The following is a 25,881-nucleotide window of genomic DNA, read 5'->3' on the forward strand; positions in this document are numbered from 1 at the left end:
AAAGCCGCCTATTATCTGTCAATCTACAACAGGCGACAACAGGTTAACTGTAGGGTTATTACGGGTTCACAAACGTCGCTTTCACGCGCTGCGAACGCTTGAAATAGGGTACCAGCAGCGCCGCAGCTAACAACGGGAACAGCAGCTGGCGCACAGCAAAGGCATCCGGAACGGGTGAAAACGCAAAAGCTTTAATGGCCAGTAACACAGAGATCAGTAACCATAAAATGTAGTGTTTGGGCACACAGCGTCGGCGTTTGAAAAACGCGATAGTCAGCCACAGCGTGTAGTACCACATAGCGATAGCGGTAATAAAGGAAACGCCCCATAACAGCAAATTTGCGGTGCTTTGTTCGCCAAGCGTCTGAAATGTTTGCGGAGTCGCCAGCGCAGTCACATACAGCAGTATCGCCAGCGAAGCGCTTAACAACGCCACTAACAGCCAGGCTAATGGCCCTAGTAGCCAGCCTCCGATACGTTGTGCCGGTGTCGTCGTCATCTCTTCTCCAGGTTTACGCGTGCGAAAATAAACATGCCATTCATTTTGGGGCGATTATTATAAAGCTTTTAACGATGAGCGCTACTTTCTTATTTATTGCACATAATGCCAGACGGATTTAGGTACCTGGCCGATGTCGAACAAGCGTCCTCCGGAGATAAGCTCCGCCCGGCGGTGATCCGCTGCGCGATACATATTGATAATGTCGCGATCGTCGGTGAGCGTGTAGTTAAGATGGTCGAACAGTTTTTCAAGGCTTTCGAGTGAACTGATTTTGCGGAATTTTAATAAGTAATCCTGAACGGTCATATACGGAGATCCATATTAAGAAAATAACACCAACGGAGTAGTTAATATTAAAAAATAAACAAGGGTTGCACAGGTAAAAGCGCTGGGGTGTGCAAAGAAAAAATTAAGAGTGATCGTACTGACAGAAACGCAGGCACGATGAGCACCCGTTGAAAGGGTAACGCGCTTCGCAATCGCAGGCAATAAGTGCCTGGGTGGAGTGCTGCATAATTCACTTTTTTTGACAGAAATTTCGCTTTTACAGCCTAACCCAGCATGACTGCTGGGTTAAAAAAGGAGGCCGTGGGTTATTTCTTCTGCACCGCAGCCGTCGGTTCCGGTGGCTGGTAGTTATCAATATGCGTGGCAATACCTAAAAGGATGACGGAGACCGCGAGAACAATCCAACCTGTTAACTCAATAAGACGATTCATTACTGACGACATTTGCTTTGATTTATCCTTAAACACAGGAGGCAAATGTTACTTATCAATAAGTAAGACGGCAAGAGCATCGGGAACGATTTCGATGACTTTTTCGCAGCAAGTTAACTCTAAGTAGCATATGTTTGACTTAAGTTAAGTAACGGCCTTTATCGCGTAAAGGTTATTAAACGGTTGTGACGTTGCGATGTATGGTGTGAAATAGGTCAGTCCAGAATAGAGAGGCAATAATATGAGTGACAACATCCGCGTTGGGCTGATTGGCTATGGCTATGGCTATGCCAGCAAAACCTTCCATGCCCCTCTGATAGTGGGCACCCCGGGGCTGGAACTGGTTGCGGTATCCAGTAGTGATGAAGCAAAAGTGAAGGCAGACTGGCCTTCCGTTACAGTGGTCAGTGAGCCTAAACACCTGTTTAACGATCCCAGCATCGACTTGATAGTGATCCCCACGCCGAATGACACGCATTTTCCGCTCGCGAAAGCGGCGCTGGAAGCGGGTAAACACGTGGTTGTCGATAAGCCGTTTACCGTGACACTGTCACAAGCTCGCGAGCTGGATGCGCTGGCGCGTAGCCTGGGTCGTGTGCTCTCAGTTTTCCATAACCGCCGTTGGGATAGTGATTTCCTGACGCTGAAAGCCCTACTGGCAGATGGCGTGCTGGGTGAAGTTGCCTACTTTGAATCCCACTTCGACCGTTTTCGCCCGCAGGTCCGCGACCGCTGGCGTGAACAGGGTGGACCTGGTAGTGGTATCTGGTACGATTTAGCACCGCATCTTCTGGATCAGGCCATTAACCTGTTTGGTTTGCCCGTCAGTTTGACGGTAGACCTGGCGCAGTTGCGCCCCGGTGCGCAATCGACAGATTATTTCCACGCCATTTTGACTTATCCGCAGCGTCGTGTGGTTCTGCACGGTACGATGCTGGCGGCAGCCGAGTCGGCACGCTACATCGTGCACGGTTCGCGTGGGAGTTATGTGAAATACGGCCTTGATCCGCAGGAAGAACGTTTAAAAAATGGTGAACGTTTGCCGCAAGAAGATTGGGGCTACGATATGCGTGATGGCGTGTTGACGCGGGTAGAAGGCGAAGAACGCGTGGAAGAAACCTGGTTGACCGTGCCGGGTAATTATCCAGCTTATTATGCAGGTGTCCGAGATGCGCTGAACGGCAATGGTGAAAATCCGGTTCCGGCGCGGCAGGCCATTCAAATTATGGAACTGATTGAGCTGGGTATTGAATCGGCAAAACATCGTTCTACGCTGTGTCTTGCCTGATTACGGAGATGCCGGATGGCGAGGCTAAAGCCTCTTATCCGGCCTACATTTGAAATCTGTAGGCCGGATAACATCGTTACGCCGCAGAGACTTTCTCACGCAACGCACGTTTCTCTTCAGTACTCAAAAACGCCATTTCCAGACCATTGATTTGCGCCTGACGGATCTGTTCGCGGCTCAACTCAGCTGCCGGAGCAGCAACAGTATATTCGTGAATAATGTCCACTCCCTGAACAGCTGGGTCGTCGGTATTCAGACTGGCTAACACGCCATGTTCAAGGAAGGTTTTCAGCGGATGCGCTGCCAGCGAAGCAACGGTGCTGGTCTGGATGTTAGACGTCAGACAGGATTCAATACCAATACGTTGCTCGGCAAGAAAATCCATTAACGCAGGATCTTCTACGGCTTTGACGCCATGACCAATACGTTCGGCACCCAGTTCTCGGATGGCCTGCCAGATGCTCTCAGGGCCTGCTGCTTCACCGGCATGCACAGTAATATGCCAGCCAGCATCGCGTGCCCGGTTAAAATGAGACAGGAACAGGCTACCCGGAAAGCCCAATTCGTCACCCGCCAGATCCAGTGCGGTAATGTGGTCGCGGTGCGCTAACAGCGCATCCAGTTCTTGCAGGCAAGCGGCTTCGCCGAAGGTACGGCTCATGATGCCAATTAAGCGGGCTTCCACGCCAAAAGCCGTACAGCCTTCGCGCACGCCAGCAACAACCGCTTCAACCACACCCGCGACGGGGAGTTGATGCGCCATCGCCATATAGCCCGGCGAAAAGCGCAGTTCAACATAATGCAGTCCGTTACGGGCGGCATCTTCAATATTCTCAAATGCCACGCGGCGGCAGGCATCCAGCGAAGCCAGCACCTTTACGCCCCAGTCGAGCTTTGACAAAAAACTGACTAAATCTGGCTCTGTCGAGGTGACCTGTACATGGGGAATCAACGTTTCCAGCGTTTGGGCGGGGAGCGTTAAATTAAACTGACGGCCAAGATCGAGAATGGTTTGCGCACGAATGTTGCCATCAAGGTGGCGATGGACGTCGGTTAAGGGGAGGAATTTATCAATCATGGTCGCACTCTTCGTTACAGGTAAAGTGCAGGGCATTATACAACAGATTTAAAATCCGCCAATAAATTAAATAAAAGCACGAAGACCTTTCAAATTCATGGTTATTGGCGGTATTTCATCTGATTATGTTTTGAGTGGATTTATATATCTGTGATTGTCAATGCAGGCGTTGTGATCACATTGGCGCTTGCGTCGGAATGAATGACAACACAGTTACGTCCCTGATTTTTAGCCTTATACAGCGCACGATCGGCTAAATCGGCCAACTGTTCGGCGGCGGCATGATTATCAGCAGAAGATACAATACCCAAGCTAATGGTTATTGTGCGTGGAAAGTCGCCGTTAGTCGTGTCAGGTGTTTGTTGCTCAATGATTATTCTGATGCGTTCAGCAATATTATAGGCAGTATCCGCACTGGTTTCTGGTAGTAATATAGCGAACTCTTCTCCGCCAATGCGTGCGATAACGTCATGACATCGACTCTGTTGTTGAATTATTTCTGCAAGTTTTATAATTACCCGGTCACCCTGTAAATGCCCCCAAGTGTCATTTACCGATTTAAAAAAATCAATATCACAGAAGATAATGCTTAATGGTCTGTTATCATTGACTTTTTTAATCTCAGCGCTCAAGGATGAATAAAAATATCCCCGATTATAAATCCGCGTCATAGGATCTCGGACTGAATTCTGATACGACAATTCATATGCCTGACGCGATGTTTTATATCGTTGGAAGATATCTGACATGAGTGCAATCATCACTGCCATCGCACTAAGACATTCCAGTCCCCGGGCAATGTACCATCCGGCTGAATCCATATAAGCGTATTTCAGCATAATGGCAATGCTCACCAGGTTGCTCAGCGCAACGAGTGACATACTGAGCCAGAACAGGTTTTTAAGTCGGGTAAATATAGCGCCCAGTAAAACAATACTAGCCCACATTAGAATAAAACTATAACTTGCCAGACCACTCAATGGCCTGAGCCAGGCATTACTATTTGGGTTGACTAGCAGGAAGGTATGAGGAAGGATACGGGTTGAATACAGTAACGCCATGACCAGGTGAATAGCACACCATGCAAAAGTAAAGTGGATAGCCGCATTACATAATTTTTGTTCTTTATTTCTTTTTGCGTATAAATAATAGGTGACAAAAAACAACCCTGCAATTAATGTGTTTCTCAGAAAGTAGAGCACTGCAATATCGTTATAAATAACGCCAGAAGGCGCTTTACCATAAAAAAACAAACACAGTGCAATAAACAACAGGATTCCAGAACAATGGAATGCGCATGCTAACGGTACCAGAAACGTTTTTTTGCGATTGCTGATGTAATTCATCGTCATAAAGCAACCGATCTGGATATGCAGAGCACCAGCAAAGGTGGCAATAACTGGGTAAACACTAAGGCTATAGTGTTTAGTGCTGGGGGAAATAAATAAAAAAAGTAATAAGACTGTTACAGAAAAGGCTGAAATAACCAATAGATTTTTTTTGTGAATCTGTTCTTTCGAGGTATTCATTTTTGTTATGTATCTGGGGTGGCGCTATATTTTTAGCATTCTGACCTCTTTGTATTTCGCATTTTTGATTTTTATTGCTGTTTATTTTGGGTGGATGGAAGAATTGCGCAATGAAAGGCTCATTGCGCAAGCAAAATCAACGTAGTGAAGCAATGGCGTTAATCAATCCTTGAACGCCTTTTTCCAGTTTTGCACGCGGACACCCGGCATTCAGACGGACAAAACCGCGGCCTTCTTCACCATAGGTGTATCCCGGCATAATGGCGACTTTTTGCTGATGAATGAGCGCATCCTGCAATGCCTCGTCATCGAGATTGAGCGGACGCAGATCAATCCATGCCAGGTAGGTAGATTGTGGGACCTGCCAGTTTAGCTCGGGGAATGCAGCATTAAGCTCACGCGCGACATACTGCAGGTTAGCGGCCAGATAATCACGTAATGCATCCAGCCATTGCGCACCTTGCTGATAAGCAGCAATATGCGCGGTAAGCGCCAGTACCGCAGGTGAGGAAAGTCCATCACGGCCTTTTAACGTAGCGAGGTAGTCGTTACGGCTATCGACACCTTCAATGATCCCGTAAGCCCCGGTTAATGCAGGAATATTAAAACTCTTGGAGCCGGACGTGAGCAGCGCCCAACTGCCTTTAGCAACTTGGCTCCATGGGATATGGGGGTTTTTGCCCCATACCATATCCATATGAATCTCATCGGAAATGACTTTTACACCGTGGCGTTGACATAAGCCGGCCATGGTCTCCAGTTCATCGCGGGTCCACACTTTGCCGGTCGGATTCTGCGGACTGCAGAGCAGAAGAATTTTGCTCTCAGGTCGTGAAAGTATCTCTTCCAGCTTAGCCATGTCGCAATGCCAGCCGTGTGCATGTTTCTCCAGGGCAACAGGGAGTACCGCGCGTTGGTTGCCCTCAATAGCTTTGTAAAATGCATCGTAAGCCGGAGTATGGATAACTACCGCGTCACCTGTTGACGACCACTGGCGGATCAGTTCCGACACCATATAAATAACGGAGGGGCCATAAACCACCGATTGCGGGTCAATTTGGGTGTTATGCCGGGTCAGGAACCAGTGACTAATCGCCGTCAAAAACTCTTCATTTTTCCAGCGACTATAGCCCAATACACCGTGTGACAGGCGCTGTGTCAGCGCCTCCAAAATGCAAGGTGCAGTGGCAAAATCCATATCTGAGATGGTGAACGGGAGCAGATCGGCCGATCCAAACCGGTCAGCGACGTAGTCCCACTGGGTACACCATGTACCATGTCTGTCAACTTCCTTAGAAAAATCAAACATATCGTTGCCCTTATGCCTGTACGGTATTCATCAGAACCGCCATTTCGTCTTTCACTGACTGGACCTGCGGACCAATCACCACCTGCAGGTTATGCTGGTTGAGTTGAACGACGCCAATCGCACGATTGTCCTTCAGCGCCTGTACGTTCACAAGCGACATATCCTTCACTGACAAACGCAAACGGGTAATACAGTTATCCAGATTAACGATGTTTTCAGCACCGCCCAGTGCCGCCAGAATAGCGGGTACGTTATAGCCCGATTTACCCGGCGTTCCGGCCATGACTTTTTCAATGTTGCTGGCAATTTCGACGTCACGACCTGGCGTTTTCAGATTAAAGCGCGTGATGGCGAAGCGGAAGATGATGTAGTACACCGCGAACCAGATAGCGGCAACAACCGGCACCAGATACCACTTGGTGGACAACCCGTGCAGGATGCCAAACACCACGAAGTCAATCAGGTTGCCATCGGTGTTGCCGATGGTGACGCCAAGTACCGCCATCACGGTAAAGCCGAGCCCAGTTAACAGCGCGTGGATTACATACAGTACCGGCGCCACGAACAGGAATAGGAATTCCAGGGGTTCGGTGGTACCACCGATCACACAGGCAATCAGCCCAGAGATTAATAACCCCTTAATTTTATGACGGTTTTCAGGGCGAGCGCAGTGGTACATCGCTAACGCTGCGCCCGGTAAACCGCCGAGGAACGCTGGCATTTTACCCTGAGACAAGAAGCGCGTGGCGCTTTCAGAGAAGCCCTGGGTGGTCGGACAGCTCAACTGAGCCTGAAAAATAGTCAGCGCGCCGCTCACGCTATGACCACACACGTCCTGCGTACCACCTGCTTCAGTGAAGCGAATTAAGGCTACCAGAATGTGGTGCAAACCAAACGGTAACAGCAGACGTTCACCGGTACCAAATAACATCGGACCAAATTCACCTGCGCTGTTAATGATATGACCTAATCCGGTAATGCCCATGGCGAAAATTGGCCAAATCAGCGGAATGACCAGTCCGACCAGCCCCATGACCACCGACGAGATAATTGGCACAAAGCGGGTACCACCGAAAAAAGCCAGCGCATCCGGGAGGCGAATGTTGTGGAAGCGTTCATGCAGCATCCAGACAATGATCCCGGCGATCACCGCACCCAGGATCCCGGTGTCGATCGACTGGATCCCAAGGATATTTTGCACGTTGTTGGCTTTGAGAATCGCCGCGTCAGTGGTGGGTAAAATACCTTTGGCTGTTAACCAAAAGTTGACGGCAAGGTTCATGACCGCATAGCCGACAAACCCGGCAAAGGCCGCGACACCTTTGTTTTCACGTGCCAAACCGAGGGGAATGGCGATACAAAACATCACTGGCAGAAAACTAAATGCGAAAGAACCGACTTTACTCATCCAGGTAAACAGCGCTTGCAGCATCGGATTCCCCAATGCCGGGATCAACGTAATGACATCATGGCTGCTTAATGAGCTGCCGATCCCTAACATGATCCCACAAAAAGAGAGCAGCGCCACGGGCAACATAAACGTTTTGCCCAACTGCTGGAAAAATTCCCATAACGTGATTTTTGGTGTAGTGCTCGTCGCCATCTAACGACTCCTTGTAAAAAATCGACCAACTAATGATGGCGAGAAGATAAAACGTTTTACCTAATTTTAGTGCGTTACAAATCACATTATCGAATGATAATAGGGCGTATAAATACGGATGATTGGTAAAACGTTTTATCCATCACGTTATCAGGGAGCTTTCTGGTTTTATGGCTATAGCCAAAAAAATAACCATTCATGATGTTGCGCTGGCTGCTGGTGTCTCTGTCAGTACAGTTTCATTGGTTCTAAGCGGCAAAGGGCGAATATCATCAGCCACCGGAGAACGGGTCAATGCTGCCATCGAGCAACTGGGGTTTGTACGTAACCGCCAGGCGTCGGCGCTGCGTGGTGGCCAGAGTGGCGTCATTGGTTTAATTGTTCGCGACCTCTCTACGCCATTTTATGCCGAACTAACGGCAGGGCTAACCGAGGCCTTAGAAGCGCAGGGGAGAATGGTGTTTTTACTCCACGGCGGTAAGGACGGCGAACAGCTGGCCCAGCGTTTCTCGATGTTACTTAATCAGGGCGTGGACGGAGTGGTAATCGCCGGAGCAGCGGGCAGTAGTGATGCGTTACGGCAGTTGGCCGGTGAAAAAGGGATTCCGGTGGTATTTGCTTCACGCGCCAGTTATCTGGATGATGCCGATACCGTCAGACCCGACAACATGCAGGCCGCACAGCTACTGGTCGAGCACCTCGTCGGACATGGTCATCAGCGAATCGCCTGGTTAGGGGGACAGAGCTCCTCTCTGACCCGTGCAGAACGCGTGGGGGGGTATTGCGCCACGCTGCTTAAATTTGGACTGCCTTTTCACAGCGATTGGGTACTGGAGTGCGCCTCGAGCCAGAAGCAGGCCGCAGAAGCCGTTACGGCGCTGCTACGCCATAACCCGACCATCAGTGCGGTGGTATGTTACAACGAAACTATCGCCGTTGGGGCATGGTTTGGTCTGATGAAGGCAGGGCGTCAGAGTGGTGAAATTGGCGTCGACCGCTATTTTGAACAGCAGATCTCGTTGGCTGCCTTTGCCGATGTGGCAGAGAACGCCCTGGATGATTTACCGATTATTTGGGCCAGTACACCCGCGCGAGAAATGGGATACACGCTGGCTGAGCGCGTACTCCAACGAATTAGCAACGATGAGGGGCATTCGCGCAATCTGACGTTATCTGCCCGACTGGTGACACAAAAGTAATATCCCAGGCGTAAAAAAGCCCGATACATTGCGTTATCGGGCTGTGACTAGTCTCACGCAGATGAAGATTATGGCTGCGGGATGGCCGGGGCATCCGGAGCAGACAGTGTTGGCATACCAAACATGCCGACAAATTCATCCAGCGGCATTTTTTGGCCGTTGAGCGTCACCTGACCATTTGCGTATTGCAGGCTGGAGCCGATGGTGTTGTCCTGTACCGTCGTAATGCGGAACATTTGACCCATTGCGGCCAGGCCATTGACCTGCTGCTTCGCCATACCTGCGGCTTCTTCCTGCTGATATCCTTCCAGTTTGGCAATCTGAGTCATGAACTCAATCGCCATATCCATTGGGATCGCCAGCTTGGCGTCCAGCGATTTCACTGAGCGATCCACTTCCTGGGCCAGAGTTTTTGATTCTTCCTGGTTAGCGTTTGGATCTTTCAGGAACAGGGACAGATTAAAGCTTGTCTCACCTTTGGCATTTTTCCAGCTCAGCGGCGCAACGGTGATAACCGGCTCACCCTTCATCAGGATAGGCAGAGCGCTGAAGAACGCCTCGGTCACTTTCTGCTGATACAGCTCCGGGTTCTGCACTACGTCAATCTGCGACATCAATGCTTTGGTTTGGGCACTATACTGCTGGCTGAACTGATGTAATGCTTCGCCATCAATCTGGCCCACTTTCAGCGTCAGCTTACCGCTACCCAAATCCTGCCCCTGCAATTTCAGGCTATTGAGCGAGTAATCCAGCTGGCTGTTGACGGTTTTACCCTCGTTGACCAGATCTGATTTACCGTCGATACCCATGCCTTCCAGCACCGCCAGCTCTTTGCCTTCGACGGAAATAGACAGCTTATCAAGGGACAATTTCTGATCGCCAATACGCTCACCAAAGCTGGCAACCGAGCTTGAACCATCCGTTTTCAGATTATTAAAGGTAACTTGTACCTTCTGGTCATACTCGTTAACTGCATTGACCACGCCGCTTTGCGCTTCACCGGTCAGGGAAACTGCGTTACCGTCTTTGTCGGCGCTGAGTTGGAATTCACCTCCGCTAAAGGCCACTTTCTCATCGCCTTTTTCGTAACTCAGCGGCTTGAGAGATATGTCAGAACGGGTATCGCCACTATAGCCCACGCGGGAATTGATGATGAAAGGAGACTCACCCTTGGCAATGTCAAACAACGGTTTGGTAACGTCATTGTTCACCAGCGTGGTTTTCACTGCGGCCATCGCGGGCATCAGGTTGAATGATTTAAGCTGGGCCAGCGGGAAAGGACCGTGATCGACGGATTCATCCAGAACGATGCTTTGCCCTGGCTTCAGCCAGGCATTTTCCTGACCGGCAACAGGTTTCACCACCAGTTGCAGCTGGCTGCTGAACACACCGCGCTGGTAGTTCTGATAACTCAGCTCAATGCCTGCCTCGGGTGAGAGGCGTTTGAGCTGATCGTTTGCCTGCGTCACCATCTCAGCGAGATGGGTTTCCAGTTTATTCCCCGTGAACCAGGCGCCGCCTGTCCAGACGATTCCCAGTGCAACCACCACACCCGCAGCTACCAGCGTTTTTTTCATTTCGATATCCATAAAATAAATCCAGGCGTTTGAAGACGCCTGGAGGGGTGACATGTCTTTAACTCACTACTAGCTTAGCAAGAGTTGTTAAAAATATCAGTATCTTGCTACAGCTTGTTATAAACCCGCGCTAAACGACCCGTACCGCTGATGTTCACTGGTGACTCATTAGCGCTGATAAATGCCGATTCACCTGCTTTCAGGACCAGACGTTGCTCGCCCTTGCTCAACACGGCTTCGCCTTCAACACAGAACAAAATGGCGGCGCTGAGCTGGCTAATAGTGGCACCACTGGCAGACAGTTCATGCAGGGAGAAGGCGAAATCGTCAACCGGGATCGGGAAGTCCAGCTCCCCACCTGTTTTAATAGGGGTTGTCAGCAGTTCATTCGCCGGTTTAGCGACAAACTGTACGTTGGCAACCAGTTCTGGAATATCGATATATTTCGGCGTCAGCCCGGCGCGCAGTACGTTATCAGAGTTGGCCATAACCTCGAGCGCCACACCTTGCAGGTAGGCGTGCGGGGTTTCGGCAAACAAGAACATTGCCTCGCCTGGGTTCAGCTTAACCACATTGAGCAGCAGCGGAGAGAACAGGCCGCTATCGTCAGGGTAAACATCCGCGACCAGGCGGATGGTTTGCCACGGCTCGCCCTGTTGACTGTTAAGGGCTGATTTCAGCACAGCCAGCGCACGGGATTTCTCTTCGCCCTGCATATTCAATAAGCTGGCGAAAAGGTGGCTCAGACGCTCAGCGTTGGGTTCCTGCAGGAAGTGAGCAATGGCAGGATGTGCGCCAGACACTGGCTGTAGCAGCGCCACAATCTCGGAGAACTCGCGAAACGCATTCATCGCCAGGAAAGGCGTCAGGGCAAACACCAGTTCGGGCTTGTGATTAGGATCTTTGTAATTACGCTCGGCGGCGTCCATTGGGATCCCGGCGGCGTTTTCTTTGGCAAAGCCAACCTCTGAATTATGTTTGTTCGGGTGGACCTGAATCGAAAGAGGTTGCGCGGCGCAGAGAACTTTAAACAGGAATGGCAGTTCACCAAAGCGTTTTGCCACAGCATCACCTAACAGTGCGGACTTATCGTGCTCGATCACGTCACGCAGAGAAACCGTCTGGCCGTCGGCGTTCTGAACCCGAGAACTGCTTTTCGGGTGGGCGCCCATCCACAGCTCCGCCATCGGTTGCTGGGTCGGATTTTCAATGCCATAAAGTTCCGTTAACGCAGTTTTGCTTCCCCAGGCATAGTTCTGCACTGAGTTGATGAGTTTTTGCATTATCAAGCCCTGTTTCAATGTGGAATTATCTCTGACTATTAAACCAAGAAACCCACGGGGAAGTAACCTGCACATGTAAAAAGTCGTACTTGTCTCAGTTTTTGTTAAAAAATTGTGTAGGATATGGTGACTCGCTTTTAATACCCTGAGCAATTCTGGTTGCGCAAAGGCCGTTGCTGGCACAATCGGACCCGCGACAGGGAAGCAGGGCAATGGAACATCTGCCCAGAGAATAACCAGACCGAGCAGTAAGTGAGAGCACAATGTCAAACAAACCCTTTCATTATCAGCATCCTTTCCCCCTCAAAAAGGATGATACCGAATACTATCTGTTGACCAGCGACCATGTTTCTGTTGCCGAATTTGAAGGCCACGAAATCATTAAAGTTGATCCTCAAGCCTTAACCCTCCTTGCACGCCAGGCATTTCATGATGCCTCATTTATGCTGCGTCCGGCGCATCAGCAGCAGGTTGCGGATATTCTTCGCGACCCGGATGCCAGCGAAAACGACAAATATGTGGCCCTGCAATTCCTGCGTAACTCCGACATCGCGGCGAAAGGCGTGTTACCGACCTGCCAGGACACCGGTACGGCGATTATCGTCGGTAAAAAAGGGCAACGTGTCTGGACCGGCGGCGGTGATGAAGCCGCTCTGGCGCGAGGGGTGTATAACACCTATATCGAAGATAACCTGCGCTATTCGCAAAACGCCGCTCTGGATATGTATAACGAGGTGAACACCGGGACCAACCTGCCTGCGCAGATAGACCTGTATACCGTGGACGGTGACGAGTACAAATTCCTCTGCATCGCCAAAGGCGGGGGATCGGCGAATAAAACCTATCTGTATCAGGAAACCAAAGCGCTGCTCACGCCGGGCAAATTGAAAAATTATCTGGTCGAGAAAATGCGTACGCTGGGAACCGCAGCCTGTCCGCCGTATCACATTGCTTTTGTGATTGGTGGAACTTCAGCAGAAGCGACGCTGAAAACCGTTAAACTGGCGTCGGCAAAATATTATGATGAATTGCCGACTGAAGGTAATGAGCATGGTCAGGCGTTCCGCGATGTCGAACTGGAAAAAGAGCTGTTAATTGAAGCACAAAACCTTGGACTGGGCGCACAGTTCGGCGGGAAATACTTTGCCCACGATATTCGCGTGATCCGTCTGCCGCGCCACGGTGCGTCATGCCCGGTCGGTATGGGCGTCTCTTGTTCAGCAGATCGTAATATCAAAGCCAAGATCAATCGCAAAGGGATCTGGATTGAGAAGCTGGAAAACAATCCCGGCAAGTACATCCCGGAAGCGTTGCGCCAGGCCGGTGAAGGTGAAGCTGTGCGCGTCGATCTCAACCGTCCGATGAAAGAGATCCTGGCTCAGCTGTCGCAGTATCCCGTCTCCACACGTCTGTCACTGAATGGCACAATCATCGTCGGACGTGATATTGCGCATGCAAAACTGAAAGAGCGTCTGGATAACGGCGAAAGTTTGCCGCAGTATGTTAAGGATCACCCTATTTATTACGCTGGTCCGGCGAAAACTCCGGAAGGTTATGCCTCGGGCTCGCTTGGCCCAACCACAGCTGGACGCATGGATTCATATGTTGATCAGCTGCAGTCCGCGGGTGGCAGCATGATCATGCTGGCAAAAGGCAACCGTAGCCAGCAGGTTACCGACGCCTGCCATAAACATGGCGGTTTCTATTTAGGCAGTATCGGTGGCCCTGCGGCGGTGTTGGCGCAAGGCAGTATCAAGAGTCTGGAATGTGTGGAATACCCGGAACTGGGGATGGAAGCCATCTGGAAAATTGAAGTGGAAGATTTCCCGGCGTTTATCCTGGTGGATGACAAAGGTAACGATTTCTTCCAGCAGATTCAGACGTCGCAGTGCGCACGCTGCGTTAAGTAACGTCAACCGCCCTTCGGGGCGGTTTTTTTTACCGCACGAACCACCAAACGAAGGTTTTATCCTCGTCAATACTCATAAGACCAATGGCAAGTGGGCAATGTCGAAACATAACCTAATCAATTGTTAATATAAGGAGCAGGTCATGGTAACGGTACGCCGCGAAAATGATTCAATGGGGGCGATTGAGGTTCCGGCCGATAAACTCTGGGGCGCGCAAACCCAACGATCGCTGGAGCATTTTCGTATCTCTACGGAGAAAATGCCGGTCTCGCTGATCCACGCGCTGGCGCTAACTAAACGTGCCGCAGCGAAGGTCAATCAGGACCTTGGGCTGTTAGCAGCAGAAAAAGCGAACGCCATCATGCAGGCGGTAGATGAAGTGCTGGCTGATAAACACGCTGACGAGTTTCCGCTGGCTATCTGGCAGACCGGTTCCGGTACGCAAAGCAACATGAACATGAACGAAGTGCTGGCAAATCGGGCCAGCGAATTGTTGGGCGGCGAGCGGGGAATGGATCGCAAAATACACCCCAACGATGACGTCAATAAAAGCCAAAGTTCAAATGACGTGTTCCCCACGGCAATGCACGTTGCCGCGCTGCTGGCTCTGCGTAAATCACTTATTCCACAATTGAATGTGTTGATTAAAACCCTCAGTGAAAAATCCCACGCCTTTGCAGATATTGTCAAAATTGGCCGAACGCATCTGCAGGATGCCACGCCGTTGACGCTGGGCCAGGAAATTTCTGGCTGGGTGGCGATGTTGGAACATAACCTGAAGCACATTGAAAACAGTCTGCCGCATGTGGCCGAACTGGCTTTGGGAGGAACGGCCGTCGGCACCGGACTGAATACACATCCTGAATATGCTCGCCGCGTTGCGGATGAACTGAGGGTGATCACCTGTGCACCGTTTGTTACCGCGCCGAATAAATTCGAAGCGCTGGCCACCTGTGATGCGCTGGTACACGCCCACGGGGCGTTGAAAGGTCTGGCTGCATCGTTAATGAAAATCGCCAACGATGTGCGTTGGCTGGCATCCGGTCCGCGATGTGGTATTGGCGAGATAGCGATTCCTGAAAACGAGCCCGGCAGCTCCATCATGCCCGGTAAGGTCAACCCCACGCAATGTGAAGCCTTGACCATGCTGTGTTGTCAGGTGATGGGCAATGATGTCGCGATCAACATTGGCGGGGCCTCCGGTAATTTTGAGCTCAACGTCTACCGACCGATGATTATCCATAACTTCCTGCAATCGGTTCGCCTGCTGGCAGACGGTATGGAAAGCTTCAATGCGCACTGCGCGACCGGCATTGAGCCCAATCGCGAGCGCATAGACCAACTGCTCAACGAATCCCTGATGCTGGTGACTGCCCTGAATACCCATATTGGGTACGATAAAGCTGCTGAAATCGCCAAAAAGGCCCACAAAGAGGGGCTGACGTTAAAAGCCTCAGCGCTGGCGCTGGGCTACCTTAGCGAGGCGGAGTTCGACAGTTGGGTGCGCCCGGAACTGATGGTCGGAAGTATGCGACCTGGACGTTAATCCGCCACATACAGGTGCAGTCGGGGAATAATCAGCCTTAACGGCTGCGCCTGAGGTTTAAAACGATGTTGCACGTTGTCGGCATCGTAATTCAGCAACTCACCGATGTCGGGCACGTTCATGCCGTTTTCATTATTAATCAGTGCAATTAGCGGCGTCGGGCAGGCATATTGCACCTGTTTTTGCTGCCCTTTGTACCAGACTCGGGCGATGGGCTGGACTTTCACCGGTCTTTTTATTTTCAGTTTCGCCTGTTGCGGCAGGGCGGCAATGTCCTGATACTCGCGCTCCAACCGGGCCTGCCACTCTTCACGCGTCCAGGGATGTACGCTACGCGGTGAGTTCAGGCTTTTTTCTAACTGTTCCAGCACCTCATCGCGCTTCAGGTTTTTAATGATGTGCTTATTGGCCCAACCGAATCGCAGGGTGGCAGGTTCTCTGACTACCGTCAGCGTACGATAAGCATTGAGCGTGATAAGTCCTGGTAAATGACGATGCACCCATTCGAAGCGCGCGGCGGGCGGCAACCCTGAATCTACCGTCACAATATGCTCAAAGGTTGTTTTCAGCTGGTTGATACGTTGGACTTGTGCTTCCAGCGCCGCCTGCGAAAGGCTATCTACCTGATAGCAGAGTACTCCTGGCAGGCGCACGGCGGCTTTACTACTGCGATTCTCGGACTGCTGCTGAATAAACAGGTGGCGGTAGTGACGCAGTGCCAGACTTTCAGCCTCTTTGCCTAAATGTTGTTTAACATCAATGGTATCCAGCGGGGCGTGCTCCGACTCTTTTGCGATTTCTGGCAAGGAGAACCCGCGGGCAATTAGCAGCGTGTGCTGCTGCAGGTTTTCGGTGAATTGCGCCAGTTCTTGTTCCATCTGGCGAAAAGTGCCGTTCAGACGTTCAACGAGATCGTAACGAGCCATAAGGTTACCATTTTAGTTACAACATACTTTTTTATAGCACACCCAACACTACCTGACCACCGAGCCGTAAGGGTCAGGCAGCGGAAAATTCAGGAATGTTATGCCAGACAGGCCAGCTAAAAGTAAAACGTGCGCCACCCAGCTCGCTTTCGTCACACACCACCGTGCCCCCCATGGCTAGCGCAATCGAGTGGACGATGGCCAGCCCGAGTCCGCAACCGCCGGTGGTCCGGTCCCGACTGGGATCAAGGCGAACAAACGGTTCGAAAACCTGTGCACGGGCGTCGGGCGCAATGCCGGGGCCATCGTCCTCCACGATCAGCATCGCCTGATGACCCTGCAACTGCAGGCTGGCATGTACTGTGGACTGACAATAGCGCAGGGCGTTGTTGAGTAAATTATCCAGTACGCGCTCCATCAGGCGCATATCCAGTGCACCGTAATCACCAGTGGCAAGATGACGCAGGCGTACCGAGCGCTCCGGATTAACGCTTTGCACATCGTCCAGATGGGTAGTTAGCCACACGGGCAGGTTTGGCACAGTGAGGTGTAACTCATTCTGCGGTCGGTCGAGCCGCGCGTAGGTGAGTAATTCTTCAATCAACGCTTCCAACTGACCAATATCGCGATTCAGCGCCTGAGATTCCTGAACGGTGAGGTTATCGCTCATCTCCAGGCGGTAGCGTAAACGCACTAATGGTGTGCGCAGTTCATGAGCGATGCCATCAATTAGCTGTTTTTTGCTGGCGATCAACGCATTGATATTATCCGCCATCTGGTTAAATGCAACACCGAGTCGCTCAAAGCTGGAACCGGTGTCAAAATGCAGGCGTTCGCTCAGATGTCCTTCACCAAAACGTTGTGCTGCTGCTTCCAGCCTTAGCATCTCCTGCCAGTGCGGGCGCATCCAGATAAGTACCGGAAAGGCCAATGAAATAGCAATAAATGCCATCAACGCGACGTCCAACAAGCGCATTTGATGTAGAAAATAGAGATACGGGACCGGGCCGACGGCAAGGACATAATGGCTGCGCGGAATACGCTGAATAAAAGTGTACTGATCGTCGAGTGCCACGATATCACCCTCGCGCAGGCGCTGTTGGGTGGGGGCGTCCAGTCGGTATTTATTCAGCGGCTCTACGCGCAAATCAAACGAGAGGTTTAAATCCATCTCTTTCAGCGTCTTCCCCCAGTCGTGGGGGGGGATCTCGCGAAGCTCACTGCGCATCAAATACAAAGAGCTTTTCATTAAGTCGTCGAGCGACTGCCTGCCTGCGCGCTCGGCGGTAAATTTGTATACCAGTCCGACCAGCAGGGTCATCACCAGAAAGCAGACGAACAGCAACAGGTAAAACTGTACAAACAGCTTCTTCATGAAATATCACCGTAACTTCAATTGGTTAGTTGGTGATCGTTCACCTCTGGGCACCTGGGGGACACTGCTGTATCCATCGATACGCTGGTTCAGGAATGCTATCTGATCACCATCAAGCACGTTTATCCAGGCAGAGTACACTGTATAAACCATTTCTGCATTCTCGTGGCCCATAAGACCCGAGATCAATCCAGGATTGGCACTCGTTATTTTTTGCTTTGAAGAAGAGAATCGGGGTTACCCCTGTTTTTTTGGAATCGCTCTATGCCCTTATAAGCAACGGAAAAGAGCCCGCACGGAGACGCGGGCTAAAAAGTTACATATTGATTTTATAGGTATTCTTTCAGACTGACTGCTGCTTTGTCTTTACCGGGCCTTATGATGTTTTGGGGCATCAGCAGGAGATTACTCGGTCGATGGGCCAAGTTCGGAAAGCGAGTGCTCGGTAAGTTCCCACTCAACATCGCGTCCCTGATATTGCGGCATAACTTCACCCTTTGTTACACCGGTGACAACTTTATACGTTTCACTTTTCCAGACGCCGGATTGTCCACACACCTCGCCCGAGCTGGCAGTTGTCCCTGGCGGTAACGGTTTGATTGAATAATCTGTATTGAAATCGAAGTAACTGCCACTTGTGATCGGAGAAACCATACTTACTCCACTATTTCTATTGATGGTTACAATTTTTAAGCGACACTTGATTTGGAAAACTTAAGTTTTTTAGTCCAAATAAATGCTATTTAATTGTGTTTTTGATCTGGGGTTTATGTTTTTTACTGGTTTAATATTTTGGATTTATCGTTGGGATTAGATTTAAAGTCGTTTTTGATGTGCGGGAGGTGGTCGTTGTTTCGGCTGACAAAGCTTCAATTAAGTGAATGCGCAATGCCCTTAAGCTCTGTTCTTCATGCCACTACGTTTTCCTGGTTGTGGGTCAAATACATGAATGGATCACCGTAAACGGTATCAAATGGCTACGCCAGTGTTGATTGTTTTGCATTGCATTGTCCTGCTGATTAAGCTTGCGCAAGGTGTCTGAATGCGTCGGGCAAATCATTTTGGAAAACATATGTTCAGTATCTGGCTCAGCCGCTGGGGACTCATCCCGGATGGTGTTCCCATTGTGACTCATACATCGCATCTGTTACCCGTGAAGACAATTAGCGATGGCAAGAAAGCAATCCTTAAACTTACGAGTGATGCCACTGAGCGAACCGGCTGTCAGTTGATGGTCTGGTGGAACGGGAAGGGGGCGGCGAAGGTGCTGGCTCATGTGGATGGGGTGTTACTGTTAGAACGGGCCACCGGGACGCAATCACTGGCGGATATGTCCCGGGCAGAGCAGGATGAGCGGGCTTGCCGTATCATATGTCATGCTGCCCGTCAGCTTCATGTTGAGCCAAATGCTTCTGCACCTGCTCTCACGCCGCTTGAACACTGGTTTCGCGATCTTGCGCTTGCAGGGCAGATTTATGGTGGAGTCATGCGACGGTGTGCGCAGGCAGCCAACAAGGTCCTCTCCGTTCCGCAAGATGTCGCGGTGCTACACGGCGATTTGCACCACGGCAATGTACTTGATTTTGCAGAGTCTGGATGGCTGGCCATTGATCCGAAAGGGTTGTTGGGTGAGCGTGGGTTTGATTACGCCAATATTTTCACTAATCCCGATCTTGCTACACCCGGTATCGGCATCGCCGTTGATCCACAGCGATTCATCCAACGTGTCAACATCGTCTCGGAGGCTGCCAGACTTGAACGCGAGCGTCTTCTGTTGTGGATAGCGGCATGGTGTGGGCTCTCTTCAGCCTGGTTTCTGCAAGATGGGGGCAGTGCGACCATAACCCTGCGCGTGGCGGAACTCGCGTTTGCTGAACTGGACTCAGGATCTCTGCAACTTTGATCTACGACACGGGGCAGTAATTTTAAAACGTTATCATTAGGCTGATAAATATTGGATTCACCAATCACTCATCAGTAAATGGCAGGTTACGTAGTGTCTTTTATTACCAAGTTAATAGGCCGAAAACAATGAACGCGTTGTTTTCAGTGTGCAAAAAACGCCCGGATATTATGTTGCTGGTGGCGATTTTGGTCGGTGCAAACATTGTGGCATGGCTATGGGCTTTCACGGTGTTTAGTCATCATACATCGCTTCTGGCGCTGAGCCTGGTCGCCTGGTGTTACGGTTTACGCCACGCTGTGGACGCCGATCATATTGCAGCCATCGACAGTGCAACCCGTAAACTGATGCAGCAAAAAAAGCGCGCATTGACCACCGGGGCGTGGTTTTCTCTCGGACATTCCACCATTGTGGTACTGGCAAGTATTGGCATTGCCCTAACCACCAGCGTGTTTAAACATCATATGGCGTGGTTTCAGAATGTCGGGGGCGTGATTGGCACGTCCGTTTCCGCGGCATTCTTGCTGATTCTGGCGACCATCAATCTGATTATCTTCCGCCAGGTGTGGAAGGCATTCCGTCATTTAAAACGCACGGGTACCTACGTCGGAACCACGGAAGAAGTTACGGTTTCAGGGCCTTTAAATTGGCTCTTCCGCTCGGCCTTCAGGCTGGTGGGGAAAGACTGGCATATGTATTTTGTCGGCTTTTTATTTGGATTGGGTTTTGATACCGCCACGGAAATTTCGCTGTTAGGCATTTCTGCTTCAGGTGCGTCCAGCGGGATGTCCATCTGGTCCATTCTGGTGTTCCCGGCTCTGTTTACCTGTGGGATGGCGCTGATTGATTGCCTCGACAGTATTCTGATGGTCGAGGCCTACGGCTGGGCCTTTAATAAGCCGCAGCGGAAACTGTATTATAATATGACCATCACCGGAACCTCGGTGATTGTAGCGGTATTTATTGGCGGGCTGGAGGCGTTAGGATTGCTGTCCGATGCGTTTTCACTGCAGGGGGGAATTTGGGATACGGTAAGCAATTTGAGTGACCACATGGGCAATGTTGGATTTATGATTATTGCTGTATTTCTCGGTTGTTGGATCCTCTCAGCGCTGAATTATCGCTGGAAAAACTATGACAGATTGACTCTCACCTAACATAAATAAAGCCTTCCCGTAAGCAGGAAGGCTTTTATCTGGCGTCGCTATCAACCGTTATTCAGCTTCGCTGATTGTTGCTGTGCAGATGTTTCTTTTCGCAAGATTCGGTTTGCCAGCACGCCTGAGATCATCGACCCGTTCACGTTTAACGCGGTCCTCGCCATATCGACAATCGGCTCAATGGCAATAAAAATCCCCACCAGCGCGACCGGGAAATTCAGCGTTGAAAGCACGATCAGTGCGGCAAACGTCCCACCGCCGCCGACGCCCGCCACCCCAATCGAACCCAGCGCAATCGCCGGTAGCATAGCGAGCAGAAAATGTACTGACAGCGGGTCAATGCCCATTGTTGGTGCAATCATTGCTACCATAATGGCAGGGTAAATTCCGGCGCAGCCATTCTGGCCCATACTGGAACCAAATGAGGCTGCGATGTTGGCAATAGTATTTTGTACGCCAAATTTTTCCTGCGCGGTAATGGCCAGGGGAATAGAGGCCGCGCTGCTGCGTGATACAAACGCAAAGGTTAAAACCGGCCACACGGTTTTAAAATAGTGAATGGGATTATTTCCGCTCAGCAGCAGGATCAGCGCATGAACGATAAACATCATCAGCACGGCAATGTAGCAAGCGGCTATAAAGCCTAACAAACTGGCAAATTGCTCAAACCGATAGGCGGAAAATACGCCGGCCATTAATGCCATCACGCCATAGGGGGTGAGTGCAATCACGATGCGCACCATTTTCATCACCCAAATCTGGATGGCGTTAATACCCGCGCTTAATTTTTCACCTTCTTGCGGCGCATCCTGTTTTACTTTTAATAATGCCACCCCGGCAAGTAGAGTGAAAATCACAATACCAATAACAGAAACGCTTCTGGCCCCGGTAAGATCGAGGAAGATATTGGTGGGGATCAGCGAGGTGACCAGCTTAGGCAGCGAGACCGCTGCTGTTTTACTCACATCCTCAGCTGTCAGCGTTGACTGCATATGGCCAAACGCGCTGGCGTCCAGGCCTAAAACGTGGGCAGTCAGCAGGCCAACAAATCCGGCAATCATCACCAGACAAAGCATACATCCCACGATGGTGAGCGACATTTTGCCAATTCCGGCGCTGTTTTCGAGCTTATTTATCGCCGAGAGAATAGAGATAAAAATTAGCGGAATGGCGACCAGCTTGAGTAAATTCACATAACCGTTACCGATGACGTTATACCAGTCGATAATCGTTTTGCTGTTGTCGGCCGCAATAAAATGAAGGGATAAGCCAATGACGGCACCGATAAAAATGGCGATGAAGACGCTTTTGGACAGGGAATGACTTTTTTGGTCGATTTTGAATACAGCCCAGGAACAAACCAAAAATAACGCGATATACGCGGGAGTGACGAGCATAATGTAGCCTCTTGCCTCATTCAGCACCTGAAATGCCGGAAAGAGAGTTAATTTATGAAATAAAATGCTGAGCAATAAGAGCTCAGGACCGGGACGGATTATAGGGAGAGGGGCAGTTATCAGCCACACAAAAAATGTGGTTCAGGCCTGGATAAGGTCTGTATGCTTATCCTGTAAACGATGTGCGTGACAGTGTAATGTTTTGCGATTTGTTTGGCTGGTAAAATAACCAGCCGACAGGGTTATTTGCGTGGTTCGTCATCCCAGGCGTGCGGGGCAAAAAGATAGCCTTTATTACGGATGGTCTTGATGCGGTACGGTTCCGTGGCGTTATCCATCAGTTTTTTACGTAGACGGGAAATCGCCACATCAACGCTGCGGTCCATTCCATCGTAGCTCACGCCACGCAGGTTTTTCAGTAACGCATCGCGATCCATAATGTGTCCCGCATGGGTTGCCAGTTCCCACAGCAGTTCGAAATCAGCGGTAGACAGCGAAACGGGTTCACCTGCAAGCTGCACGGAACGATTGGTCGGATCGATGCTCAGCGTGCCAAAGCGCAGCATGGTATGCGGCGTAAGGGTGGCCGCCTGAATACCTTTCGACTGCGTCGAATGTTCGTTCTGGCGTAAATGCAGGCGCAGGCGGGCCAGCAGCACCGCCGGCGGAGTCGTTTTCAGAATGTAGTCACAGGCACCCATTTCGAGCGCCAGTATATGGTTCATATCGCTGTCGAGAGAGGTCAGCAGAACAATCGGACCCTGCCAGCGCCCGCGTAAATCACGGCAGATGCTCATCCCGTCTTTGCCCGGCAGCATAATGTCTAACAACACCAGGTCGGGTTGAACCTGCAGGACCTTCTCTTCGGCCAAATCGCCGCGTGGTTCAAGGATAACCTCGATATCATGGCGGGCCAGGTAGGCGGCAATAAGCGAGCCGACTTCAGGATCATCTTCAACAAATACGATGGTGTTCATATCATTCATTTTGATTATAAAGCGCCAACATACACCGACCCTGTTTTTCCTTCCATTAATCTTTTCTAAACAACAACGCTTCCGTTATGCTAGGGGCTGATGTTATTGATGTGTTAAGGCAAAGTGATGGGGCTCGTAATAAAAGCGGCGCTGGGCGCGCTGGTGGTGGTGTTGATTGGTGTGTTGGCTAAAACAAAGAATTACTATATTGCCGGGTTAATTCCGCTGTTCCCGACATTTGCGCTGATCGCCCATTATATTGTGGCCAGCGAGCGCGGGATCGACGCGTTACGTACCACGATAATCTTCAGCATGTGGTCAATCATTCCCTATTTTATCTACCTTGTTTCACTGTGGTATTTCACCGGTTTTATGCGTTTACCCGTCGCGCTCGGCGGGGCGGTAGTCTGCTGGGGCCTGAGCGCGTGGTTGCTGATTATTTGTTGGGTTAAATTGCACTAACGCAGGTGGCGACCGCCATCCAGGGCAAAACTGCGCCCGGTGACAAAACAACTGGTCAACAGATAATCGATTAAATCAATGACTTCTTTCTCACCGGGCGCGGTTTTCATCAGTGATTTGTTCAGTGCCTGCTGACGATATTCGGCGTCGTCATCTTCGTTAAACAGAATAAGCGACGGGGCAATGGCGTTCACTTTGACTTCTGGCGCCAGTTTACGCGCGAATGACCGGGTCATATTGTCCAACGCGGCCTTGCTGGCGGCATACGCAATATGTTTGTCGCTGCCGCGCTCGACGACGTAATCGGTAAAATGAATGATGTCACTCGCGGCGTGGCCGTGACCGCGGAGCAGGTCTTCCAGCGCGTGGTTGAGCAGGTAGGGTGTGTTGACGTGGATCTGCATCATGCTGGACAGCACGTCAGGTAGTGACGCGCCGGGTTTTTCTGCGACCCAGGCACTGGCATTGTGCACGATGGCGCGTAATCCCGCTGTCCGACTTTTTACGTCGTCGGCAAAGGCCAGTACACCGGCATCGGTCGAAAAATCGGCCTGAATGCACACCGCACCAGCCTCTTGCAGACCATCAATCGATGGATAATGCGTGCGATAACTGATAATTACCGGCTGTTTTTGATTCAGAAAATGCCATGCAATTGCGAGGCCGATGCGACGGCCTGCCCCGGTAATAAGTATTGGCAAGGGCTTTTTACCCATCGTAATCTCCATTAGCAGTAAACGATGGGTATGACGTTTACCCCATCAATATCCAGGTTGCCGGGACGGCGGCGACCAGCAACAGGCCGATCAAAACCAATTCCTGGCGGTTCAGCACGTTATCGTGCGTGTGCGTTTTTCTGGCGTAAAGGAAGACCAGTAACCCAGGCGCATACAGCACCACGGACAGTAACAGGTGCATTGGGCCAGACGCATATAATAACCATAAGCCATAAATACATGCACCGACACCAACAGCCTGATGAATCGGGCGGGTGGCTATTTTCAGTAAAAATGCACCAACCAGGAAATAAGGTACCAGAATCATCTCTGAGGCAATCGTCAGCAGCGTATTGTAGTCGGAGCCAGTGAGCCAGATCAGCACCAAACATACCTGCACGCAGATATTGGTGAGCCACAGCGAAGCCGATGGCGCACCTTGCGCATTTTGGCGTGCAAAAATACGCGGGAAGGCTTTGTGTGTCGATGCCAGGAACGGCACTTCAGCCGCCATAATCGTCCAGCTTAAATAGGCCCCACAAACGGAAACAATCAGGCCTGCCGCAATAATAATTTCACCCCATGGCCCCATCATTTTGACCATCAGTCCGGCCATTGACGGGTTACGGATCTCAGCCAGTTCCGGGCGGGCAACCACGCCAAGCGAAAGCAGGGTAACCAACAGGTAAACGCCCAGTGCGGCCAATACCGCCAGTAACGTGGCACGGCCGACATCGCGTTTATTACGGGCGCGTGCTGAAACCACGACCGCGCCTTCTACCCCGATGAACACCCACAGCGTGATGAGCATGGTGTTTTTAACTTGTTCCCAGACCGGAACACCCAGCGCCATGCCGGTAAAATCCAGGGTAAAGGTATCGAGCTTAAACAGCATAAAGGCCAATACAACAAACAGACCCAGAGGCAACAATTTCGCCAGTGTCGCTACCAGGTTAATGCTGGCGGCTGTTTGTACACCGCGTAATACCAGAAAATGGACCACCCACAGCAGCACTGAGGCCCCGACGATAGACTGCCAGGTATTTCCGTCGCCAAATAAACGCAATTCAGGCGTATCGGTGAAGAAGCTGAGTGCGGAAAAAACGATCACCAGATAAGAAACGTTGGCGATAACGGCGCACAGCCAGTACCCCCACGCCGAGCAAAAGCCGATCAGTTCGCCAAAACCTTCGCGTGCATAGGTAAAAATGCCGCCATCCAGGTCGGGACGGATGCGCGTCAGAATGAGCATGGCAAAGGCCAGAAGGAGAATTCCCGCGCCGGTTATCGCCCAACCAATCAGTAATGCGGCCGGGCTGGCTACCGCTGCCATATTTTGTGGCAGACTGAAAACGCCCGCGCCGAGCATTGAGCTTAAAACCAGCGCGGTCAGTGCGCTCAGACCCAATTTCTTTTCCATTT

The 25,881-nt window shown here is 50.8% G+C and carries 23 protein-coding genes; 7 read left to right on the forward strand and 16 right to left on the reverse strand.

The window, feature by feature from the left end; genetic code table 11:
- Positions 1 to 58 precede the first annotated feature (58 nt).
- The 3 genes from IMQ48_RS04975 to blr all read right to left on the reverse strand — a co-directional run bounded on the left by IMQ48_RS04975 (position 59) and on the right by blr (position 1,221).
- A complete protein-coding gene (locus IMQ48_RS04975; RefSeq protein WP_196208126.1) occupies positions 59 to 499 on the reverse strand; it encodes a DUF2569 domain-containing protein in 441 nt (146 codons plus the stop codon).
- 93 nt (positions 500 to 592) lie between these two features.
- Complete coding sequence (gene ydgT, locus IMQ48_RS04980; protein WP_181619362.1) at positions 593 to 808, reverse strand: transcription modulator YdgT; 216 nt, start codon at positions 806 to 808, stop codon at positions 593 to 595.
- Positions 809 to 1,095: 287 nt separating this feature from the next.
- Positions 1,096 to 1,221, reverse strand: coding sequence for a division septum protein Blr (gene blr / locus IMQ48_RS04985; RefSeq protein WP_135324875.1), 126 nt, complete (start codon positions 1,219 to 1,221; stop codon positions 1,096 to 1,098).
- Positions 1,222 to 1,462: 241 nt separating this feature from the next.
- On the opposite strand from blr, the gene IMQ48_RS04990 reads away from it, so the two are divergent.
- Positions 1,463 to 2,509, forward strand: a complete 1,047-nt coding sequence (locus tag IMQ48_RS04990; protein ID WP_196208127.1) for an oxidoreductase — start codon at positions 1,463 to 1,465, stop codon at positions 2,507 to 2,509.
- Positions 2,510 to 2,585: 76 nt separating this feature from the next.
- Here IMQ48_RS04990 and add read toward each other — a convergent pair whose 3' ends face one another.
- The 4 genes from add to malX all read right to left on the reverse strand — a co-directional run bounded on the left by add (position 2,586) and on the right by malX (position 8,028).
- The gene (gene add / locus IMQ48_RS04995) at positions 2,586 to 3,587 is read right to left on the reverse strand and encodes an adenosine deaminase (RefSeq protein WP_196208128.1); all 1,002 of its coding nucleotides are present in this window, start codon (positions 3,585 to 3,587) and stop codon (positions 2,586 to 2,588) included.
- A 140-nt stretch (positions 3,588 to 3,727) separates the two neighbouring features.
- Positions 3,728 to 5,116, reverse strand: coding sequence for a GGDEF domain-containing protein (locus IMQ48_RS05000; protein WP_196208129.1), 1,389 nt, complete (start codon positions 5,114 to 5,116; stop codon positions 3,728 to 3,730).
- A 136-nt stretch (positions 5,117 to 5,252) separates the two neighbouring features.
- Entirely contained in the window at positions 5,253 to 6,425 is a 1,173-nt protein-coding gene (locus IMQ48_RS05005; protein WP_196208130.1) for a MalY/PatB family protein, read from the reverse strand.
- 10 nt (positions 6,426 to 6,435) lie between these two features.
- On the reverse strand, positions 6,436 to 8,028 hold the full coding sequence (gene malX, locus IMQ48_RS05010) for a maltose/glucose-specific PTS transporter subunit IIBC (RefSeq protein WP_196208131.1): 1,593 nt from the start codon (positions 8,026 to 8,028) through the stop codon (positions 6,436 to 6,438).
- A gap of 170 nt (positions 8,029 to 8,198) precedes the next feature.
- On the opposite strand from malX, the gene IMQ48_RS05015 reads away from it, so the two are divergent.
- Positions 8,199 to 9,227 carry a Mal regulon transcriptional regulator MalI gene (locus IMQ48_RS05015; RefSeq protein WP_196208132.1) on the forward strand — a complete coding sequence of 343 codons (1,029 nt, stop codon included), beginning with the start codon at positions 8,199 to 8,201 and terminating at the stop codon, positions 9,225 to 9,227.
- A 68-nt stretch (positions 9,228 to 9,295) separates the two neighbouring features.
- Here the strand turns inward: IMQ48_RS05015 and IMQ48_RS05020 are convergent, their stop codons facing one another.
- On the reverse strand, positions 9,296 to 10,804 hold the full coding sequence (locus IMQ48_RS05020) for a YdgA family protein (RefSeq protein WP_196208199.1): 1,509 nt from the start codon (positions 10,802 to 10,804) through the stop codon (positions 9,296 to 9,298).
- Positions 10,805 to 10,911: 107 nt separating this feature from the next.
- Positions 10,912 to 12,087, reverse strand: a complete 1,176-nt coding sequence (gene manA, locus IMQ48_RS05025) for a mannose-6-phosphate isomerase (RefSeq protein ID WP_196208133.1) — start codon at positions 12,085 to 12,087, stop codon at positions 10,912 to 10,914.
- A 263-nt stretch (positions 12,088 to 12,350) separates the two neighbouring features.
- Here manA and fumB point away from each other — a divergent pair, with 263 nt between their 5' ends.
- Together fumB and fumC are read left to right on the forward strand one after the other, a co-directional pair.
- The gene (gene fumB, locus IMQ48_RS05030) at positions 12,351 to 13,997 is read left to right on the forward strand and encodes a class I fumarate hydratase (protein WP_196208134.1); all 1,647 of its coding nucleotides are present in this window, start codon (positions 12,351 to 12,353) and stop codon (positions 13,995 to 13,997) included.
- A gap of 142 nt (positions 13,998 to 14,139) precedes the next feature.
- Positions 14,140 to 15,543, forward strand: coding sequence for a class II fumarate hydratase (gene fumC / locus IMQ48_RS05035; protein ID WP_196208135.1), 1,404 nt, complete (start codon positions 14,140 to 14,142; stop codon positions 15,541 to 15,543).
- On the opposite strand, the gene tus is transcribed toward fumC, so the two are convergent.
- The 3 genes from tus to IMQ48_RS05050 form a co-directional block, all read right to left on the reverse strand.
- A complete protein-coding gene (gene tus, locus IMQ48_RS05040) occupies positions 15,540 to 16,469 on the reverse strand; it encodes a DNA replication terminus site-binding protein (RefSeq protein WP_196208136.1) in 930 nt (309 codons plus the stop codon). The two genes, fumC and tus, sit on opposite strands and share 4 nt — an antisense overlap.
- Positions 16,470 to 16,542: 73 nt before the next feature.
- On the reverse strand, positions 16,543 to 17,844 hold the full coding sequence (gene rstB / locus IMQ48_RS05045) for a two-component system sensor histidine kinase RstB (RefSeq protein WP_196208137.1): 1,302 nt from the start codon (positions 17,842 to 17,844) through the stop codon (positions 16,543 to 16,545).
- Between the two features lie 405 nt (positions 17,845 to 18,249).
- Positions 18,250 to 18,498 carry a hypothetical protein gene (locus IMQ48_RS05050; RefSeq protein WP_196208138.1) on the reverse strand — a complete coding sequence of 83 codons (249 nt, stop codon included), beginning with the start codon at positions 18,496 to 18,498 and terminating at the stop codon, positions 18,250 to 18,252.
- A gap of 418 nt (positions 18,499 to 18,916) precedes the next feature.
- Between IMQ48_RS05050 and IMQ48_RS05055 the strand changes: the two genes are divergently transcribed.
- Together IMQ48_RS05055 and IMQ48_RS05060 are read left to right on the forward strand one after the other, a co-directional pair.
- Positions 18,917 to 19,747: an aminoglycoside phosphotransferase family protein gene (locus IMQ48_RS05055; RefSeq protein ID WP_196208139.1), complete on the forward strand. Its 831-nt coding sequence runs from the start codon at positions 18,917 to 18,919 to the stop codon at positions 19,745 to 19,747.
- Positions 19,748 to 19,875: 128 nt separating this feature from the next.
- Complete coding sequence (locus IMQ48_RS05060) at positions 19,876 to 20,904, forward strand: HoxN/HupN/NixA family nickel/cobalt transporter (protein WP_196208140.1); 1,029 nt, start codon at positions 19,876 to 19,878, stop codon at positions 20,902 to 20,904.
- Positions 20,905 to 20,954: 50 nt separating this feature from the next.
- On the opposite strand, the gene IMQ48_RS05065 is transcribed toward IMQ48_RS05060, so the two are convergent.
- Both IMQ48_RS05065 and rstA read right to left on the reverse strand, forming a co-directional pair.
- Positions 20,955 to 22,304, reverse strand: a complete 1,350-nt coding sequence (locus IMQ48_RS05065; RefSeq protein WP_196208141.1) for an L-cystine transporter — start codon at positions 22,302 to 22,304, stop codon at positions 20,955 to 20,957.
- Between the two features lie 242 nt (positions 22,305 to 22,546).
- The gene (gene rstA, locus IMQ48_RS05070) at positions 22,547 to 23,290 is read right to left on the reverse strand and encodes a two-component system response regulator RstA (RefSeq protein WP_196208142.1); all 744 of its coding nucleotides are present in this window, start codon (positions 23,288 to 23,290) and stop codon (positions 22,547 to 22,549) included.
- Between the two features lie 117 nt (positions 23,291 to 23,407).
- On the opposite strand from rstA, the gene IMQ48_RS05075 reads away from it, so the two are divergent.
- Positions 23,408 to 23,743, forward strand: coding sequence for a GlpM family protein (locus IMQ48_RS05075; RefSeq protein ID WP_196208143.1), 336 nt, complete (start codon positions 23,408 to 23,410; stop codon positions 23,741 to 23,743).
- Here the strand turns inward: IMQ48_RS05075 and folM are convergent.
- Positions 23,740 to 24,459 (reverse strand): dihydromonapterin reductase, encoded by a 720-nt coding sequence (folM, locus tag IMQ48_RS05080; protein WP_196208144.1) that lies wholly within the window; start codon positions 24,457 to 24,459, stop codon positions 23,740 to 23,742. The two genes, IMQ48_RS05075 and folM, sit on opposite strands and share 4 nt — an antisense overlap.
- A 37-nt stretch (positions 24,460 to 24,496) precedes the next feature.
- A complete protein-coding gene (locus IMQ48_RS05085; protein ID WP_196208145.1) occupies positions 24,497 to 25,879 on the reverse strand; it encodes an amino acid permease in 1,383 nt (460 codons plus the stop codon).
- Positions 25,880 to 25,881 lie beyond the last annotated feature (2 nt).

Source organism: Citrobacter sp. Res13-Sevr-PEB04-36, from assembly GCF_015672735.1.
Lineage (GTDB): Bacteria > Pseudomonadota > Gammaproteobacteria > Enterobacterales > Enterobacteriaceae > Citrobacter.